The organism is Natrinema zhouii, assembly GCF_013456555.2.
In the GTDB taxonomy this organism is placed as follows: Archaea; Halobacteriota; Halobacteria; order Halobacteriales; family Natrialbaceae; genus Natrinema; species Natrinema zhouii.
The window spans coordinates 563744-582232 of record NZ_CP059154.1; the positions used below are offsets into that span (position 1 = coordinate 563744).

Here is an 18489-nt window from a genome sequence, read left to right on the forward strand (position 1 = left end):
TCGCGGAGTAGATCCGGGGCCTCGGAGCCGAATCCGTTCGGTTTCGCTGACCGGTGAGCGACGATTACCAGTGAGCAGCGATCACTGATCGTGGTCGTGATTGTGGTCGTGACCGTGATCATGGTCGTGACTGTGGCCATGATTGTGGTCGTGGCCGTGATCGTGGTCACGCGTAACTCCGTCGCCGAGCGTGAACTGCCCGGAGAACGCCCGCTGGACGACCTCCGAGAGCGCGGGATGGATGTGAACCGACTCCTGTATGTCGCGAACTGTCCCCGAGCCGGCCGTCATCGCGACGACGACCTCCTGAATCAGGTCAGAGGCCTCCGGGCCGATAATGTGACAGCCGAGGATTTGACCCTCGAGGTCGATGATCGGCTTGACGAACCCGTCGGCCTTCATCGCGCTCCCGCGAGCCGTCTCCTCATAGCGGTAGGTGCGCTTCGCGTACTCCCGGTCTGCAGCGCGCAGTTCCTGTTCTGTCAGCCCGACGCCGGCGACCTCCGGCGAAGCGAAGACGGCGAAGGGCATCGCCGAGTAGTCGACCGGCTCGAGTTCGTCGCCGAACAGGTTGCGCGCGACTGCCTGCGCCTCGTGATTCGCATTGTGTTTCAGCAAGTATTCGCCGACGATGTCGCCAAGCGCCCAGACACCGTCGGTGGTCGTCCGCAGGTACTCGTCCGTCCGCACGAACCCGGCCTGATCGGTTTCGATACCGGCGGCTTCGACGTTCAGCGTGTCGGTGTTGGGAACCCGACCGGCCGCGACGAGCAGTTCGTCGCCGGTGACGGAGATGGGGTCGTCCGGACTCGCGACACTGTCGCCAGCGTCGGCGAACGGACGTGCCTCGACGGTGATCGAACCCTCGTCTCCGGAGACGGCGGTCGCTTCGTAGCCGGTGTACACGTCGAACCGGTCGGTGTAGCGCTCGGTGAATGCAGCGGCCACTTCCTCGTCGGCATCCGGAAGCAGGTTCGGCCGACGGCCGACGATCGACACGTCGCTCCCGAACGTGCCGAAGAATTGCGCCAGTTCGGCGGCGATGTAGCCGCCGCCGACGATGACGAGGTGATCCGGCGGGGTTTCCAGCTGGAGTGCTTCGGTGCTGGTGAGGTAGTCGACGGTATCGATGCCGTCGATCGGCGGAATCGCCGGGCGCGTGCCCGCCGCGACGAGGACGGTGTCCGCGCGAATGCGTTCGCCGTCGGCCGCACCGCCCGTGAGCTCGAGCGTTCGATCGTCGACGAACCGGCCCTCAGCCTCGTACAGATCGATGGTCTCCGAGGAGCGGAGACCGCGCCGGATCGAGTCCGAGCTCCCGTGGACGTCCTCGTTGACCTCGCGCACGATGTCGGCGAACGCGACGTCGTTCACCGCGGCGTCGATCCCGAACTCGTCTGCGCGCTCGATCGTTTCCATCACGTGGGCGTGGTACAGCAGCTCCTTCGACGGGATACACCCGCGGTTGAGGCAGGTACCGCCGAGCCGCCCTCTCTCGACGACCGCGACGGACCATCCCTGATTCGCCGCGGCGTTCGCCACGTCGAGGCCGGAGCCGGAGCCGATGACGAGAAAGTCGTACTCCTCCATACGGAGTGCGTGGATGCCGAGCGCAATGAATATCGAGCCTGCTCATACGGATGACTGTCCGTCGTTCCGGTGCACCCGCGACCCGCCATGCGAGTGCGCCGGTACACGGCGACGGCAGACCGTCTCACTCCTCGAGCGGCGGCCACTCCCACGCGTCGGCTTCGACCACGGCGAGCAAGTGGCGGCGGCGGTCGGTTACCTCCGCGAGGGCCTCGGCGAACTCCTCGTCCGAGACGGTCGGAATGTCGTCCTCCCGGAGCCGATCGAGATCCGGCGCTCGGGGGACCGCCGGCTCGGGTTCGATAAAGGACTCGTCGAGCGTCTCGAGATAACTCTGGGCGCTCGAGCGGCCGTTTGCGATGATCGCGGGATCGAGGCTCTGTTCGTCCGGAATCCCGTACCGAAAGAGCATGAGCGCTTCGTCGAGGATGGGGACGGCGACGGCGGAGGCCTGCTCGCTCTCTTCGCTGTGATAGTAATGGAGGATCGGATAGGATTTGTGCTGTTCGGCGAGCAGGCTCAGCTCCGATGCGAGCGACTCGAGGGCCAGATCGAGGCCCTGAAAATCCTCACCGGTCCAGCCGGTGCGGACGAGCGCTTCGCTTCGCTTTCCGAGTCCCGTGACGGTACTGGCGAAGGAGCGTTTATCGGAGACGGCCCCGAGAACGGTGAGGATATAGGAGACGCCAAGCGTGACGAACGCCATTCCGGAGGCGGTCGTAAACGCACTGGCGATTTCCCAGACGTCGCCGAGCGGCGTGTAGTCGCCGTTGCCGTCCGTGAACATCGTGTAGGCGACGTAGTAGAACCGACCCGACCAGTCGGCCACTGCGCCGGTCCGCGTGCTGACGAGGGCGTGCGGGTGGCTGGCGAAGATGAGCGTCCATCCGAGCCAGATGAGGCCGATCCACATGACGAGCGTGAGGGTGAGAATGAGCGGACCGGCGATACTGAGTACCCTGTCGCGATCTCCGCTAACGGTCCGAAGGCCGTGCCAGACACCGGTCGTGAGCCGACCGGAGATTGGACCCGAACCGCCGTCGACCCAGAGGGTCGTCCAGAGAATATCCACAATCGCACCGACGAGGATGACGATGCCGGCGACGAGGTAGACGGGGTTCATTCCACGACTGCCCGCTGCTCGACGACGCCCGCCAGCACCTGCGCGATTGCCGCGTTGGTTTCGGGACTGTAGTGGCCGCCTTCTCCGCGTTCGACGTACAGCGACTCGACGTCGCCGTCGTCGGGTGAGAGGTGTGTGGCCATGTCGATCGTCGTCAGGTCGTCGTATCGCTCGTCGAGTCGATCCAGCAGGTCGCCGTAGATCGGCCCGTGTTCGGACTCGTATTTCGCGTATCGGAGCTGCTGAACCATTACGAAGGTCGGCTCGAAGTCCTGTTTGTCCGCGTAGTCGACGAACTCCTGGATGAGCGCGTCGAAGAGGTCCTCGTGGGTGTCGAACAGCCGCTCGTGGTACCGCACGCGGGGCTGCTCCAGCCGCAGCGCCGACTGGGTCTGGGCCAGATCGAAGTCGATCCCCGGAATCGACCGGCTGAGACGGCGCTCGAGTTCCTTCCCGGCCGTGTAGCCGGCGTAGCGGAGGTGTTCGTTCTTCTCGAGGAAGTCCGCCGTGTACGGCCGCGTCGCGAAGTGGGGCTTGAACCAGTGGTCGTAATGGAAGTCGTACTCCCGCAGGAAGTCGGCCTTCGACTCGAGGTCGAGCAGCTCCTCCTTTTCGTCGACGGGACTCTCGACGCGCTCGAGGTCGCCATCCTCGAGGACGTAGCGGGGTTTGACCGCGAGAATGTTGCCGAACTCTTGGTAGTGTTTCCAGACGCTGAGGATGCGCGCGATCGAGGAGGCAGTCACGACCATGAAAACGTGATCGGTCGGGTCGTCGGGATACTGGCGTTTGAGCCGCATAAGGGCCTGATCGAGGCCGTAGTTGCCGCCGCCGTAGTTAGCGACGTGGGTGTCGAGTTCCTGTGCGAGATAGTTCTGAAAGGTCTCGTCGTTGTCGACCTCTCGGCAGAAACAGTAGGAGTCACCGTAGGTCGAGACCCTGATATCGGCGTCAGGGTCGCGCTCCTTCGCGGGGCAGACCCGACTCGCGTACTCGTCGGTTGAGTACGTAACCGTTGTCCGGACCTCCTCGCCCGGGAGGTGATCGCCCGTGTCCTTCTGTTTCTCTCGGTTGGGCTGTGGAACCCACCCGAGTTCGGGATCGAAGCTACTGAACTTCCCCAGTAACTCCCGATCGATCTCGGGGAACTCCTCGGTGGCCACCGAGGGGATCCGTTCGAGCGCTCGATACGACACGACCTCGAGAATCACCGCACTGACGACGAGAGCGAGCACTATCGCGACGAGCGGAAGCATCGGATCACTGTACCAGAACGGGGGATAAGTGGATTTTGCCGGAGTGTGCCACTGTCATCGAAACCGACAGCAACACGAGCGTGACGTCGGTCCGCGAGAGATCACGTCGCCGTTCTCCGCACGTCCACGTGGCGACGCCGATCGCGGATCACATAGGCGCTGTACGACCCGATTCCGAACGCGAGCAACCCGACGATGATGTCGGTCCAGATGCCGAGATCGCTCGCGGTCTCGGCGATGCCCGACCCGGACCCCAGCAGGAACGGTGATGCCACGAGCCAGAGTCCGAGGAGTGCGACGAGGGACGCGACACCGATGCTCCCGAACTCCTCGTTCGACCGGCGGTAGTAGTTGTACCCACCGGCGACGAGCAGCGTCGCACCGACGAAGATATCGTTCCAGAACTGGGTCGCGACGAGCTCGAGGACGAGGGCCTGAGCGATCAACGCGAGCCCGAGCAGTCCGACGATCGCTGAAAGTTCCGTTCCTCGTTCGTCCGGGTTCGGTCCGTACGGAGTCCTGTCACCGCCGGTCAGTCCATCGTCCCCGCGATTGTCGTCTTCGGTCTCTCCATCGTCCCGCCACGGGGTTTCGGGATTCTCTGTGCCGTCGTAGTCGCTCATTGTAGCTCTCAGCTCGAGAGTCACCTCCTCGGCGCAAAGAGCACGCTGCCCGTGTGTGCAGGGTCTCGAGACGGGACTGCCGAGTCCAGTCCGCAGGAACCGTCACCGAACGACCGTCACGGGCACCGACGAGTGTCTGACGACGACCTCCGCAACGCTGCCGAGCAAGATCCGTGCGACGCCGGATCGACCATGGCTGCCGATGACGACGTGATCGACGGGGTCGTGTTCGGCGTACTCGAGAATCTCCTGGGCCGGCGTTCCCATTCGCGTCCGCGCTTCGATGTCGGTTCCGTGCTCGGTAGCGATGGCGTCAGCGGCGGTCAACTGGTCGGCGGCGTCGCTCAGCAGCGCCTGCGCATCGTCGCTCATCTCGGCGTCGTCCGCGACGTTCGGAATGTACGGCACCGAGGTGGTGTCGACGACGGCCAGCACGACGAACTCGCCGTCGGGAAACAGATCGAACGCGTACTCGAGGGCGTCGCGAGCGGGCTCGGAGTCGTCGAACGGGACGAGGATCCGCGGTGGCATGGGGATATATCGACGTCCACGCGCGTCGCCTTCAGTCTGGTTCTCCGACGTCAGGTTGATTCGTCCGACGCGCCGGTCCGCCGCTCACAGGGCGAGGTAGGGGCCGACGCCGAGGAGGACGACCCCCAGCGCGACTTTCAGCTTCTCGGGATCGATGGCGTGGGCGACTCGCCAGCCGACGACGACGCCGAGCAGGAGCGGCGTGCCGATGACGACCGCGAGCGGCACGAGGACGTTCCCCTGCAGGAAGTAGCCTGACGCCGCGAACGTCGCGATGAAGATTGACTGGACCTGCGCGACGGCGACGGCGAACAACATCGGGACGCCGACCAGTACCAGCGCCGGCACGGCCAGCACCGGCCCGCCGATCCCCAGCAGGCCGCTGCAGACGCCGAGGACGAAGCCGAGGCCGGCGAGTACGATCCGGCCGCCTCGAGTCAGGGGTTCGAGGTCGTAGATCGGGCTGAACCCGCGGCGCTCGCGGTAAAGGATGATCCCGCCGACGGCCGTCGCGACGCCGCCGAGCAGGAGGCCGAACACCGAGCGCGGAACGAAGGTATTGACGTACGCGCCGACGAGCGCGCCGAGGATACTCGCACCGCTGAGGACGATCGCGATCGCGCGGCTCTCGCCGGTGTTCATCTCGCCGGAGTGGAGGTAGGCGGCGCTGCCGACGAGCCCGGTGACGACGAACGTGGCGTGGGCGGTGCCGGCGACCTGACTCGAGGGGAGCGACGTCAGGGAGTAGAGCGCAATCGTGACGAAGATCCCGCCGGGACCGATGGTGGTAATGCCGATTCCCGAGAAGAAGGCGATCGAGACGAGCAACAGAACCAGGGAGAGTTCGAAGGGCAATTCGAGCATTAAATCAGAGGAGTTATCCAGTGGTCCGTGCCGATCGAACTAACTCTTCTGATTTCGAGACCCTCCGGTCAGCTACCGAGCAAACTGCGAATCACTGTCTCCCGTGAGCGAAAAAGCAGTCCGGATGGTCGCGATCATGCGACTGGTTGCGGATCAACTGACACGGCAGCGACTATCGATAGCGATCAGCCGACCCCGATTGCAGCCGTTGCGGGCGGTCGAAACGGAGAATCAGTGCACTCAGGAGACTGGTGTCGTCCGTTCGCCGGGAGATGATTATAGAATTGTCACGATCGTCTCGTAGAGCGATTGGACCGTCATGAGGCTACCGACCAGCAAGACGAGTCCAGCGGCTATGAACCCGATGTTCTCGTACCATTCGATGTCGTAGTACTTGTTCACGGCTCCGATGAGCGCGAAGACAGTCAACGGAAGCCCGATCGCACCGTTGACGGCCGGCATGATGATCGCCATCTCGACGGGACCGAAGCCCGTGTAGATCAGCATCGGCAGGGCAGTCGCCGCCGAGAGGACGATCAGCGCGATGACCGTTCGCCGGAACGCAGCGTCGCCAAAGACCGTGTGTCGCCCGAGCGACTGCGGAATGATGAACCCGGCACCGAACAGCGTTCCGGTCGCCGACGTGATGGTGGCACAGAGCACCGCGACCATGAACAGGACGAGTGCACCCTGACCGATAATCTCCGCGAGCGGGACGCCGGGCCCGGTTAGCGTCATGTCCCCCTCGGAGAGGGTGATCGCCGAGACGATCATCACAAAGCTTCCGATGGTGAGCGTCGTCGCGATCCCGGCGGCGTTGTCCCGGCGGTAATCCCAGATGTCCGTCCACTCTTTCGTCGGCTGGATGCTCGACTGGATGAAGAAGTTCGGCCAGTAGACCGTCGTCCCCAGCAGGGCGATGACTGCCGTGAGGTAACCGATCTCGGTCGCCAGTGCCGGTTTGAGTCCGGCTGCAACCGATTGCCACGGAACGTCGAGCCCCGCGAGGAGCAGGCCGTACGAACCGAATACGGAGAACACCATAACGGCGATCACCGCTTCGATCCGATCGTAGACCTTCATCTGCACGATGGCGATGCCGAATCCGGCCGCGAGTACGATGCCGACGAGCACGTTGTCGAAGAACGGAACGAGCCAGGCGAGTGCCGCCCCGGCGACGGCGTAATTCGAGACGGCCCACAGCGCGGACATCAGCGAAACCCCGACGAGGAGCGGCTGTCCCCCGATCGGAAGTATATCGACGATATAGTCGGCGAGGGGTTCGTCGGCGACGGCAAGTCGCGCACTCATGTCGTGCAGTGCGATATCGATAAGGAACGCCAGCGGGAGCACCCACAGCAGGGAGAACGCGAAGTTCGCGCCCGTGTCGGCGAGGATGTACACCGACCCCGCACCGAACACGTTCGCAGCGAACATGATACCCAGCCCGTACCTGTAGAGCGCACCGTGGATTGCTTCCCCGCCGGGAACGATGTCGACGACCGTCGATGTCGACGTCGATGCCGACGCTGACTGTTCGCTCACGCTCGCTCACCTCGAGCAGCGAATTGGGTGTCGTTCGCGTCGGGACTCGAAGCCCACTCGGATCGCAACTCGAGGTCAGTACTCGATTCAGGCGGAATGGTGGCGGACTCGGCTCTGAAACCGTTCGATAGCTGAGAGAGCGCGAGTCCGTCTCGGTGAATGGTTTTTATTTTCGTTTCGATAGGAACGCCGACTACGGTGCTGTATTTATACATGGATATTTATTTCCCGAAAATGTACAGGTTTGCTAACGCCTCGAGCCCACGGGTGGTTGGGTGCTCGGAGGGCCTCGACCGGTCCGCTGTCACCTGTTTACTGTAGTGCGGAATGCTGTACCGAAACCAACGGCAGTGATTCGTTTGAGTGGAAAGCTTGAGATGGCAGTCAACCTTTCATGTAGCTGGTTTGGGTAATACCGTATTTACTCGAGTACGATACACAAATCACGAGCGAAAACCCGCGTATCAGGTATGTACGACGGACCAACGAGAGTCGCAACCGAACTGAACCGTCGGACCGTCGAACTGTCGGCAACCGTTGAGCACTCCCCTTCGTGAACGGCGGCTCACTGTCGACCACGAACTCTCGTTCTGCCGAGGTTTCACATCTTCAGAAGCGTGTCGGCACCACATTCTTGAAAGTTCGGGCCGAACGACAGCGTACAGATGAAGTTGCCTTCAGACAAAGCCCTATATATTTCTATCCCTTACCAGAGGTGAAGACTCAATGCAAGGACAATCCAACCAGCAGGCGTACGACCGGGGGATCACAATCTTCTCCCCGGACGGACGTCTCTACCAGGTCGAGTACGCCCGCGAGGCCGTCAAACGCGGAACCGCAAGCGTCGGTCTCCGCACGCCCGACGGTGTCGTCCTCGCCGCAAATCGACAGGTCAGCTCGCCGCTCATGGAACGCGAGAGCGTCGAAAAGATCCACAAGGCCGACGAGCACATCGGCGTCGCGAGCGCCGGCCACGTCGCCGACGCGCGACAGCTCGTCGACCTCGCCCGCCGCCGTGCACAGGGCGAACAGCTCCGCTACGGGCAGCAAATCGGCGTCGAGACGCTGACGCGAGCGGTCACGGATCACATTCAGGAGTACACCCAAACGGGCGGTGCTCGCCCGTTCGGCGTCGCCCTCCTCGTCGGCGGAATCGACGCCGGCGAGCCGAAACTGTTCGAGACCGACCCCTCGGGGACGGACTACGAGTGGAAGGCGGCCGCCATCGGTGGCGACCGCGATACCATCCAAGGCCATCTCGAGGAGAACTACCGCGACGATCTCGACGTCGACGGCGGCATCGAAGTCGCACTGAGCGCGCTGAGCGCTCCCGAAGACGAGGTCGTCGACGCCGAGGACGTCGACGTCGCGACGATCACGACCGAGGACGAGTCGTTCCACTCGGTCGAGACCGACCACCTCGAGTCGATCATCGCGGAGATCGATCACCCGGAGGAGGAGACCGATGAATAACTGGAGCCAGGGTTCGACCCCGCAGGGGAACGGCGATCCGTCGCCGTACGAACCCGAACTCGGGTCGCTTCCCGACGGCAACCAGAGCGACGACTACGGCGAGAACGTCAACTCCACGGGGACGACGACGATCGGCATCACGACCGACGAGGGCGTCGTCATCGCGACGGACATGCGCGCCAGTCTCGGCGGGCGATTCGTCTCGAACAAGGACGTCCAGAAGGTCGAGCAGATCCACCCCACCGGCGCGCTGACGCTGGTCGGCTCGGTCGGCGGCGCACAGTCGTTCATCCGAACGCTGCGTGCGGAGGTCAACCTCTACGAATCGCGCCGCGGCGAACCGATGCCGATCGAGGCGCTGGCGACGCTCGCGGGCAACTTCGCCCGCGGCGGCCCGTTCCGAGCGATCAATCCGATCCTCGGCGGCGTCGACAGCGAAGGGAGCCACGTCTACAGCATCGACCCCGCCGGCGGCGTCATGGCCGACGACTACACCGTCACCGGCAGCGGGATGCAACTGGCCTACGGCCTCCTCGAGAACGAGTACGACGACGACCTCTCGCTCGACGAGGCACAGACGGTCGCCGCTCGAGCCATCAAGAGCGCCGTCGAGCGCGACACCGGCTCCGGCAACGGCGTCTTCCTCGCGGAGATCACCGACGAGGGCGTCGACATTCAGGGCCACAACGACTTCGACGCGGTCATCTAGACCGTTTCGACGGTATTCGATCGGCCAACTCGTTACGTTCGTTTTGCTCGCGCTCGCGCGCGTACACGTGACTTTTATTAGGGCAGGGGCGCTATCCGAAAGTAGGTTTTACATGTCCCAGGAAAGCGAGTACGGCGCCGGGCAGATTCAGGTCTTAGAGGGCCTGGAAGCTGTGCGAAAGCGACCGGCGATGTACATCGGCTCTACCGATTCTCGAGGCCTCCACCATCTCGTCTACGAAGTGGTGGACAACTCGATCGACGAGGCACTGGCCGGCCACTGCGACGACATCACCGTCTCCATCCACGAGGACGGATCGGTGAGCGTCGCCGACGACGGCCGCGGCATCCCCGTCGACACACACGAGGAGTACGACCGCCCCGCACTCGAGGTCATTCTGACCGTCCTCCACGCCGGCGGCAAGTTCGACAACAAGTCCTATCAGGTCTCCGGCGGCCTCCACGGCGTCGGCGTGAGCGTCGTCAACGCCCTCTCCCAGCGACTCGAGGCCGAGGTCAAGCGCGACGGCGGCGTCTTCCGCCACGCCTTCGAAGGCGGCGAACCCGTCGGCGACATGGAGCGCGTTCGCGACATGGAGTCCGACGAGGAGACGGGCACGCAGATCCAGTTCTGGCCCGACACCGGTATCTTCGAGACGGGTGAGATCTCGTTCTCGACGCTCTCGAACCGGCTCCGGGAACTGGCCTTCCTCAACTCGGGCGTCCGCATCACGCTCCGCGACGAGCGCGAGGACGACGACGAGGGCGAACCCGTTTCCGAGACCTACGAGTACGACGGTGGCATCCGCGAGTTCGTCAAGTATCTGAACGAGACGCGCTCGGCGATGCACGACGATATCATCTACTTCGAGGACGAAGAGCAGAACATCCAGATCGAAGTGGCGATGCAGGCCACCCAGGAACTGCAGGGGTCTATCCACGCCTTCGCGAACAACATCAACACCCGCGAGGGCGGGACCCATCTCACCGGGTTCAAGACCGCCCTGACCCGGACGGTCAACGACTACGCCAACGAGAATGACTTGCTCTCCGACCTCGACAACAATCTCTCGGGCGAGGACATCCGAGAGGGGCTCACTGCGGTTATCTCGATCAAACACCCCGACCCCCAGTTCGAGGGCCAGACGAAGACGAAACTCGGCAACAGCGAAGTACGCGGGATCGTCGAGAGCGCCATGCACGAGGGGCTGGGCACCTACTTCGAGGAACATCCCGACACCGCCCAGGCAATCGTGATGAAGGCCGTCGAGGCCGCCAAGGCCCGAATGGCCGCCCAGAAGGCCGAGGAGCTGACACGCCGGAAGTCGGCGCTCGATTCCACCTCCCTGCCCGGCAAACTGGCCGACTGCCAGACCAAAGATCCGGAGGAAGCGGAACTGTTCATCGCGGAGGGTGACTCCGCGGGCGGCAGCGCAAAGCAGGCCCGGAATCCGGATTACCAGGCCATCCTCCCCATCAAGGGGAAGATTCTCAACGTCGAGAAACACCGTCTGGACCGGATCCTCGAGAACGACGAGATCCGGAACATGATCACCGCGATCGGCGCGGGGATCGGCGACGAGTTCGACGTCGAGAACATTCGCTACAAGAAGATCATCATGGCGACGGACGCCGACGTCGACGGCGCGCACATCCGGACCCTGCTGTTGACGTTCTTCTACCGGCACATGCGTCCGCTGCTCGAGGGTGGCTACGTCTATGCGACCCAGCCGCCCCTGTACCGGGTTCGCTACCGCGGCGAGACCTACGACGCGATGACCGAAGCGGAACGCGACGAGATCATCGAGGAAAAGTGCGACGGGAATCCGACACGGGTCCAGCGGTTCAAGGGACTCGGCGAGATGAACCCGGAACAGCTCTGGGAGACGACGATGAACCCCGACAACCGCATCCTCAAACAGATCACGATCGAGGACGCGGCCGCGGCGGACAAGATGTTCTCCGTCCTGATGGGTGACGCCGTCGAACCCCGCAAGCAGTTCATCAAGGACCACGCGCCGGAAGCAGAGTGGATCGACATCTAGAGACGAACTTTTGCTCTGCGGGCGCGGCGTAGCCGCGCCCTCGGCAAAATCTTCAAAAGAGCGCTTTGCGCTCTTTTGGACATCGCGGGATCTTCGATCCCGCTCAGCTTCGATGAAAAGCACTCCTCCCTCCCCTCGCGCGGCAAGCCGCGCTCCGGGTCGGTCGTCGCCCGTTCGAGCGTCCGCAGAGCGGACGCTCTCACGGATGCAGTGCTGGTCACAGATATAATGGAAGCAACTGAAATGAAGACATGAGTTCAGAAGTACCCGATCCGACGGACGTCGAGGCACGGTCAGTCGAAAACGTCCGCATCGAAAACGAGATGGAGCAGAGTTACATCGACTACGCGATGAGCGTCATTGCCGGGCGCGCCCTCCCCGACGTCCGCGACGGGCTCAAGCCCGTCCACCGGCGCATCCTCTACGCGATGCACGAGATGGGCGTCTCCTCCGGGAGCAGCCACCGAAAGTCCTCCTCGATCGTCGGGGAGACGATGGGTGACTACCACCCCCACGGCGACAGCGCGATCTACGACACCCTGGTCCGGTTGGCCCAGGACTTCTCGATGCGCTATCCGCTGGTCGACGGCCAGGGGAACTTCGGCTCGATGGACGGCGACCCGGCCGCCGCGCCCCGATACACTGAGGCGCGGATGGCCCCCGTCGCCGAGGAGTTGCTCGAGGATATCGACAAGGACACGGTCGACTTCTCGCCGAACTACGACGACCGCCTCCGGGAACCCGACGTGTTGCCGGCGGCGTTCCCGAATCTCCTCGTGAACGGCTCCTCGGGGATCGCAGTTGGGATGTCGACGAACATCCCACCCCACAATCTGGGCGAAATCATCGACGCGACGATCGAGTTGATCGATAACCCCGATTCGACCGTCGATGACCTGATGAATCACGTGAAGGGGCCGGACTTCCCGACGGGCGCGAACATCGTCGGCCGGGACGCCATCTACTCGGCGTACAAGACCGGCCGCGGTCGCATCCGGGTCCGCGCCGAGTTCGAGGTCGAGGAGTGGAAGAACAATCGCGAGCGGATCGTCATCACCGAACTCCCCTATCAGGCCAACAAGGCCCGCCTCGTCGAGCGCATCGCCGAGGACGTCAACGAGGGCGAGATCGAGGGCATCTCCGACCTGCGCGACGAGTCCGACCGTAACGGCGTCCGCGTCGTTGTCGAACTCAAACGCGGCGCGAACGCGGAGGTCGTCGAGAACAAACTGCTCGAGAATCACCTCGAGCGAACCTTCGGCGTCATCAACCTCGCGCTGGTCGACGGCCAGCCTCGCGTGCTCTCGCTCAAGGAGACCCTGGCGGAGTACATCTCCCACCGACGCGAGGTCGTCCGGCGGCGCAGCGAGTACGATCTCGAGGAGGCCGAGGACCGAGCGCACATCCTCGAGGGTCGGCTAACGGCCGTCGAGAACGCCGAGAACGTCGTCGAACTGATCCGGAACAGCGAGGACCGATCGGCCGCGAAAGCGGCGCTGCAGGAGGCCTACGACTTCTCCGAGGAGCAGGCGACCCACATCGTCCGGATGCAACTCGGCAGCCTCACCTCGATGGAGGCCGCCGAGATCGAAGACGAGTACGAGGAGGTTCAGGCCGAAATCGAACGCCTGACCGCGATCCTCGAGAGCGAGTCGGAACTGCTCTCGGTCATTAAAGAAGAACTCCGCGAGATCAAAGACGAGTACGACGACGACCGCCGCACCTCGATCGTCGAGGACCAGGGCACGGTCACGCACGAGGATCTCATCCCGGAAGAGGAGGTGTTCGTCGTCATGACCGAGGACGATTACGTCAAGCGGATGCCGATCGACGGCTTCGACCCCCAGGGTCGAGGCGGCAAGGGCATCATCGGTGCGGACGTCAAGGAGGACGACCGCGTCACGACGGTCTTCCGGGCCAACACCCACGACTACCTGCTCTGCTTTACGAATCAGGGCGAAGTCTACCGGCTCAAGACCTACGAGATTCCGGAGATGGGCCGGACCGCGCGTGGGAAATCGGCGGTCAACATCCTCGATCTCGACCCCGGCGAGGACATCACGGCCATCGTCGACACCGACGCCTTCGGCGACGACGAGTTCGTGACGATGGTCACCAGACACGGCTACGTCAAGCGCACCGCCGGCGAGGAGTTCGATAACATCCTTTCGACGGGGATCATCGCCGCCGACCTCGAGGACGGCGACGAACTCGTCGACGTCGACGTGACGGACGGCTCGAAGGATCTCGTGATCGCGACCGAGGGCGGCATGACGATCCGCTTCGACGAAAACGAGGTGCGCGCGATGGGGCGGAACGCCCGCGGTGTCAACGGCATCAAACTCCAGGCGGACGACGCCGTTGCGGGTCTGGTCGCGACCGACGAACGCGACGAACAGGCGCTGCTGACGGTCACGGAGAACGGGTACGGCAAACGAACGCTGCTCTCCGAGTACCGCACGCAGTCCCGGTACGGCAAGGGGTTGATTGACATTAAGACGGGCGAGCGCAACGGACCCGTCACGGCCGTCAAGGCGGTCGACGCGGACGATCAGCTCGTGATGATGAGCGAGCGCGGCCAGATCGTCCGGACGCGAGTCGACGAAATCTCGAGCGTCGGGCGAAACACGATGGGCGTGATCGTGATGGAAGTCGAGGACGGCGACGCGGTCGCCAGCGTCGACGTGATCCCGGCATCGGCGGCCGCCGACGCGGACGATGCGGACGAAACGATCGATGCTGCTGACGCAACCGACACTGCTGACGCAGCTGACACCGGCGACGCAGCGGACGAATCGAACTGAGCGCTCGAGCCCCGGTTCGACAGCGATTATCGACCGTTTTCGTCGGTATTGCCGAAACAGAGAGCAAACGCTGGGAGGAGTAGAGAATGCGGCCGCCGTCCGAGTCAGTGTTCCGGCTCTTCGGCGGGTGCAACCATGTCGTCGATCTGCAGGATGAGGATGTTGTTCGTGTCGTCTTTCCCGTCGACGGTTCCCTCGATGAGGAGTTTCGAGAGCGGCGTCGGCCCGACGGTGACGGAATCGTTTTCGTGAATGTTGCTGAGGGTGCCCTGAATGTGGATCTCCGCACGGCAGAGCTCCGGATGGTGCACGCTCGAGAGATCGATCTCCTCGATGATGGTGTCCTCAACGGGTTCGCCCTCGTGTTGCATCGGGACCGCTGCTGGCTCGTCCATCTGCTGGATCTCGAGCGCCTCGTAGGCGGCGGCGGTGGGCTTGTAGCCGCCTTTCGGCCCCGGTACGCCCTCTACCAGTTGGAGCGCTTTGAGACTCTGCATCTGGTTGCGGATCGTCCCCGGGTTGCGGTCGACCTGTTCGGCAATGTCTTCCCCTTTGATGGCGTCTTCGGTCACCTTGTGGAGGTTCGTCAGTGCGCGAAGGATTTTCTTCTGGCTGGGGGTGAGTTCGATGGATGACATAGTTATATATTCGTATTTGGATTCCTTAAACCCGGCGGGTGAGCCGAGCGTTTCATCGATATTGTGACGGTTGAACCGGGGCTACGAAGGAGTTTCGGCTCGTTCTCTCGGGAGAGATTCGCAACCGTTTGGTCGAACACTACCGTCTCGGACCGAACCGATCGGGGCTGTGCTGTCGGTTACGACGGTGTGGGCTCCGCCGGCGTCGCAACTCGGACGTGGTGGGCGACGGATTCGGGCAGTGAAACGGGTTCGTCGGCCTCGCTCGAGCGGGCCGTCACCATCCCGAACGGCGCGATTTCGAGAATCTCGAGTTCGACACCCGGTTGGACGCCGTGGTCGGCGAGATACGACAATACGTCGGGATCCTGATCGGCGACCTCGGCGACGGTCACGACGGTCCCCGCCTCGAACTCGGTGATGGCCTCGCCGTCGGGTCGCTCCGGCGGCTCGAGGTCGGCACCGGGAATCGGCGACCCGTGGGGGTCGACCGTCGGTTCGCCGAGCGCGTCGGCGACGCGGGCCTCGAAGTTCTCGCTGATGTGGTGTTCGAGCCGGTCGGCTTCCGCGTGGACTTCCGACCAGTCGTAATCGAGGTGCTCCGTGAGGTAGGCCTCGAGCAGCCGGTGGTGGCGAACGACCTCGAGGGCGACGGTTTCCCCCTCGTCGGTCAGGGTCACCCCTCGGTACTTCTCGCGGTCGACGAGTTCGCGCTCCTCGAGTTTGTCGAGCATACTCGTGACCGTCGGCGACGTGACGTCCAGCTCCGACGCGATCTCGGAGGTCTTGATCCGCTCGTCGGTCTCGCGCTGGAGCTGGTAGATCGCTTTGAGGTAGTCTTCCATCACGTCGCTCAGCATCATGCTGTCCCCGGTTTAGACGCGTCTAACCCTAAAGCTATCGCCAGCGTCGTGTCGGACCGCCCACTGTCGAATCGAGTCGTTAGTACCACTGGATCACCGCAACACCTAATCGGCGATATCGCCACGACCAAACCCATCGACGGCGTAGCGCACGTATGGGACGAACAGTCAGAATCATCGGCGCGCCGATGGACTACGGAGCGAACCGGCGCGGCGTCGACATGGGGCCCTCGGCGATCCGGTACGCGGATCTGGCTGACGGCCTCGAGGGCGCGGGCGTCGACCCGGTCGACGACGGCGACGTGTCGATGCCCCGCGCGGAGGAACGCGATCCGGACGCCGACCAGCCGAGTCACGGGAACGCGAAGTTCCTCCGGGAGGTCGAGGACGTCTGTACGCGGGTGGGCGATCGGGTCGCGGCGACGCTCGCGGACGGCGAGTTCCCGCTCGTGCTGGGCGGCGACCACTCCGTCGCAATCGGCTCGCTCAACGGCTCCGCCCGCGGGGCCGACCTCGGTGCGGTCTGGTTCGACGCTCACGCCGATCTCAACACGCCGGAAACGTCGCCCAGTGGCAACGTTCACGGGATGCCACTGGCCGCAGCACTCGGCCGCGGGGCGTTCGGCGAGATGGCGTGGACACAGGCGCCCGGGCTCCGGGAATCATCGGTCGCCTACGTCGGTCTTCGAAGTATCGACGACCGCGAGCGCGAACTGATCCGAGCGAGCGAGATGACGGCGTTTACGATGTCCGATATCGACCAGCGGGGGGTCTCCGCAGTCGTCGACGACGCGCTCGCGGTCGCGACCGACGGGACCGACGGCGTCCACGTCAGCCTCGACCTCGACTGGCTCGACCCCAAGGCGGCGCCCGGGGTCGGCACCCCCGTCCGCGGCGGCGTCACCTACCGGGAAGCCCACGCCGCCCTCGAGGCGATCTCTCGACGCGACGAGGCCGATCGGATGCTCAGATCGATGGACGTCGTCGAGGTGAATCCGATTCTGGACGAGGCGAACGAGACGGCCACCCTCGCAGCCGAACTGACTGCGAGCGCGTTCGGGAAACGCATTCTCTGAGCGGTTCGCCGACGGCTGTCGAACCGCCCCCACGACCGAATCGATCGCATGAGAACTGAAGGCACACTGATTCTCGTTTCAACACCTTTGTATCATAGTGTTTCGCAGTATTGCGTATGACTGAGAACGTCGTCGTACTCGGTGCCGGATACGCCGGTACCGGTGCGGTCAACAAGCTCCAGTCGGAGCTCGAGGACAACGCTCGGTTGACCTGGATCGCCGACGTCGACTATCACCTCGTTCTACACGAATCTCATCGCGTGATCCGAGACCCGACCGTCCGCTCGGACATCACGTTCCCGGTCGATCGGATCGCGGACCCATCGACCCAGTTCATTCAGGACGAAGTCACCGGTCTCGACGTCGACGAACAGACCGTCGAACTCGCAGACGGCGACGATGTCGAATACGATTACGTCCTCGTCGGCCTCGGCAGCCAGACCGCCTATTACGGCATCCCCGGCCTCGAGGACCACTCCCTGACGCTGAAGAGCCTCGACGACGCTCTGGAGATCCACGAGGCCGTCAACGACGCGAGCCAGGCGGCGACCCGCGGCGACCCCGCACAGGTCGTCATCGGCGGTGCTGGCCTCTCCGGGATCCAGACCGCCGGCGAGATCGCCGAGTTCCGCGACGAGCACCGCGCGCCGCTCGAGATCCACCTCGTCGAAGCGCTCGAGGAGATCTTCCCCGGCAACGATCCGGAGGTCCAGCAGGCGCTTCGCGACCTGCTCGAGGAGGCCGGCGTCCAGATCCACACGGACGATCCGATCACCGAGGCCACCGAGGACCACATCGAGTTCGACGAGGGCGAGCCCCTCGATCACGATGTCCTCGTCTGGACCGGCGGGATCACGGGTCGCGACGCGATGGACGACGTCGACCTCGAGAACGAACACAACCGGGTGACCACCGGAGCGAACTTCCAGACCTCCGACGAGCGCGTGTTCGCGATCGGCGACTCGGCGATCATCGATCAGGGCGACCAGCCCGCGCCGCCGACGGCCCAGGCCGCCTGGCAGGCCGCGGACGTCGCCGGCGAGAACATCGCTCGCGCGATCGAGAACCGCCCGCTCAAAACCTGGGAGTTCGAGGACAAGGGGACCGTCATCTCCGTCGGCGAGAAGGCCGTCGCCCACGGCGTCAAGCCCGCCTTCGGCATCTCGCTTCCCGTCGACACCTTCGGCGGCTACCCGGCGAAGAACCTGAAGAAGATGATTGCCGCCCGCTGGATCGCGGACATCACCTCCTGGAACGTCGCCCGCAGATCCTGGTCGTCTCTCTAAGCCTGTTTTGGCTATTCCGTTTGCGCAGTAGCGGTCGTTTTGTCTTCGACTGTCAGTGGACGGA

At 63.8% G+C, this 18489-nt stretch carries 15 protein-coding genes; 6 read left to right on the forward strand and 9 right to left on the reverse strand.

Annotation, left to right across the window (positions count from 1 at the left end):
• Nucleotides 1-81: 81 nt before the first annotated feature.
• The 7 genes from HYG81_RS21480 to HYG81_RS21510 form a co-directional block, all read right to left on the reverse strand.
• On the reverse strand, nt 82-1590 hold the full coding sequence (locus HYG81_RS21480) for a dihydrolipoyl dehydrogenase (protein ID WP_180841730.1): 1509 nt from the start codon (nt 1588-1590) through the stop codon (nt 82-84).
• Between the two features lie 124 nt (nt 1591-1714).
• Nucleotides 1715-2713: a potassium channel family protein gene (locus HYG81_RS21485; protein WP_180841731.1), complete on the reverse strand. Its 999-nt coding sequence runs from the start codon at nt 2711-2713 to the stop codon at nt 1715-1717.
• Entirely contained in the window at nt 2710-3969 is a 1260-nt protein-coding gene (locus tag HYG81_RS21490) for a hypothetical protein (RefSeq protein WP_180841732.1), read from the reverse strand. Before HYG81_RS21490 ends, HYG81_RS21485 begins: the two co-directional genes overlap by 4 nt.
• A 101-nt stretch (nt 3970-4070) precedes the next feature.
• Nucleotides 4071-4592, reverse strand: coding sequence for an SPW repeat domain-containing protein (locus HYG81_RS21495; protein WP_180841733.1), 522 nt, complete (start codon nt 4590-4592; stop codon nt 4071-4073).
• A 102-nt stretch (nt 4593-4694) separates the two neighbouring features.
• The gene (locus HYG81_RS21500) at nt 4695-5123 is read right to left on the reverse strand and encodes a universal stress protein (protein ID WP_180841734.1); all 429 of its coding nucleotides are present in this window, start codon (nt 5121-5123) and stop codon (nt 4695-4697) included.
• Nucleotides 5124-5207: 84 nt separating this feature from the next.
• Complete coding sequence (locus tag HYG81_RS21505) at nt 5208-5987, reverse strand: sulfite exporter TauE/SafE family protein (protein ID WP_180841735.1); 780 nt, start codon at nt 5985-5987, stop codon at nt 5208-5210.
• Nucleotides 5988-6263: 276 nt separating this feature from the next.
• Complete coding sequence (locus HYG81_RS21510; RefSeq protein ID WP_180841736.1) at nt 6264-7532, reverse strand: divalent metal cation transporter; 1269 nt, start codon at nt 7530-7532, stop codon at nt 6264-6266.
• A 726-nt stretch (nt 7533-8258) separates the two neighbouring features.
• Here HYG81_RS21510 and psmA point away from each other — a divergent pair.
• From psmA to gyrA, 4 genes are all read left to right on the forward strand, one after another.
• The gene (gene psmA / locus HYG81_RS21515; protein ID WP_180841737.1) at nt 8259-9005 is read left to right on the forward strand and encodes an archaeal proteasome endopeptidase complex subunit alpha; all 747 of its coding nucleotides are present in this window, start codon (nt 8259-8261) and stop codon (nt 9003-9005) included.
• Complete coding sequence (gene psmB, locus HYG81_RS21520) at nt 8998-9714, forward strand: archaeal proteasome endopeptidase complex subunit beta (protein ID WP_180841738.1); 717 nt, start codon at nt 8998-9000, stop codon at nt 9712-9714. The genes psmA and psmB overlap by 8 nt, the downstream gene beginning before the upstream one ends.
• 112 nt (nt 9715-9826) lie before the next feature.
• On the forward strand, nt 9827-11758 hold the full coding sequence (gene gyrB, locus HYG81_RS21525) for a DNA topoisomerase (ATP-hydrolyzing) subunit B (RefSeq protein ID WP_180841739.1): 1932 nt from the start codon (nt 9827-9829) through the stop codon (nt 11756-11758).
• Between the two features lie 251 nt (nt 11759-12009).
• A complete protein-coding gene (gene gyrA, locus HYG81_RS21530) occupies nt 12010-14562 on the forward strand; it encodes a DNA gyrase subunit A (RefSeq protein WP_180841740.1) in 2553 nt (850 codons plus the stop codon).
• Between the two features lie 104 nt (nt 14563-14666).
• On the opposite strand, the gene HYG81_RS21535 is transcribed toward gyrA, so the two are convergent.
• Nucleotides 14667-15200 carry an Rrf2 family transcriptional regulator gene (locus HYG81_RS21535; protein WP_180841741.1) on the reverse strand — a complete coding sequence of 178 codons (534 nt, stop codon included), beginning with the start codon at nt 15198-15200 and terminating at the stop codon, nt 14667-14669.
• A gap of 179 nt (nt 15201-15379) precedes the next feature.
• Nucleotides 15380-16063, reverse strand: coding sequence for a metal-dependent transcriptional regulator (locus HYG81_RS21540; protein ID WP_180841742.1), 684 nt, complete (start codon nt 16061-16063; stop codon nt 15380-15382).
• A gap of 155 nt (nt 16064-16218) precedes the next feature.
• Between HYG81_RS21540 and rocF the strand changes: the two genes are divergently transcribed.
• Both rocF and HYG81_RS21550 read left to right on the forward strand, forming a co-directional pair.
• Nucleotides 16219-17139: an arginase gene (gene rocF, locus HYG81_RS21545; RefSeq protein ID WP_180841743.1), complete on the forward strand. Its 921-nt coding sequence runs from the start codon at nt 16219-16221 to the stop codon at nt 17137-17139.
• 116 nt (nt 17140-17255) lie between these two features.
• Nucleotides 17256-18425, forward strand: coding sequence for an NAD(P)/FAD-dependent oxidoreductase (locus HYG81_RS21550; protein WP_180841744.1), 1170 nt, complete (start codon nt 17256-17258; stop codon nt 18423-18425).
• Nucleotides 18426-18489 lie beyond the last annotated feature (64 nt).